The 1,008-nt window shown below is 52.2% G+C and carries 1 protein-coding gene and 1 pseudogene; both read right to left on the reverse strand.

The features are described 5' to 3' along the window. Window positions 1-117: 117 nt before the first annotated feature. Window positions 118-312 (reverse strand): annotated as a pseudogene (locus HMPREF9081_RS12655) (acetyl-CoA carboxylase biotin carboxyl carrier protein subunit); the annotation flags it as partial. A gap of 8 nt (window positions 313-320) precedes the next feature. Further along, a partial coding sequence (locus tag HMPREF9081_RS12660) for an Rpn family recombination-promoting nuclease/putative transposase (protein WP_006307825.1) occupies window positions 321-1,008 on the reverse strand: 688 nt, incomplete at its 5' end.

A 1,008-nucleotide genomic window follows, 5' to 3' on the forward strand; every position in this document is an offset into this window, starting at 1 on the left:
GTATCTCTCAAGTCTTGTTATTTCTTGTCCTCATTATAAGAAATTCGCTCTCTTTGGTCAAATAAAAAGGAGCCCCGCATGGGGGCTCCCGAATGTATCGTATTCGTGCGATTAGCCGAGGATGACGAGGGACTCGCGCACCTTGACTACCTGACCAACCAAGACCTTGATTTCGATGATCTTGCCCGGCATCGGAGCGTCCACGGACTGTTCGCCTGCGCCCGCCGTAGCAGCAGGTGCCGCGGGAGCTGCTGCCGATGCAGCCGGAGCAGTAGCGCCCGCTGCTCGCCCCTCCTTCCACGATCCCTCCATATCGTTCACTATCCTTGTATACTGAGCCCATTATCTTTTGCCAGTTTTAATATAGCCGATTCTGGCATTTCCGTCATCTTTTTAATAACGGCAATGGGAGTTTGCGCGCGTAGCATATTCAAGGCAACATGCATAACGCCATCCTTCCACGATCCCTCCATATCGCTCACATAGTCATGCTCATACTTCTCACGCTGTTCATATTTGCGCCGCTGCCCCGCATCGCGCATGAACGCCTCGATCTTGTCCCACGCAGTGTTAATTGCCGCCTCACTCATCGCAATCGCCTCCATTTCCTCATCACTGAGTTTGTTGCTGATAAAAGCCATCCACTTGTCCAGTGTCCGCATACTGCGGATATCCTTCCGCGTTACTTTTGGCAGCTCCAAAAAGTGTATCTCAAGATCCTCGGTCAGCCGATGCACGCCCGTCTCGTCATAGAGCCCGTACATATGGTGAAATCCCGATAGCGGCAGATATTCATATCCGAGCAAATTGATCGCGACCGTCCGCCGCAAATTCTCGTAGTTCTCGCCCCGCCCCAGCGTGCTCTGATAGAGTTTCGCCCAGTAGTACAGACTGCGCTGTCCCATGTTCTGACGTTTCTGCACCTGCACTTCGATATTGACCTGTGTTTCATCATTCGTCATACACAGGATATCAAGCGCAGATACCTTTCCGTTCTCCTCCTCCGGA

It is taken from the genome of Centipeda periodontii DSM 2778 (genome assembly GCF_000213975.1).
GTDB classification, from domain to species: domain Bacteria; phylum Bacillota; class Negativicutes; order Selenomonadales; family Selenomonadaceae; genus Centipeda; species Centipeda periodontii.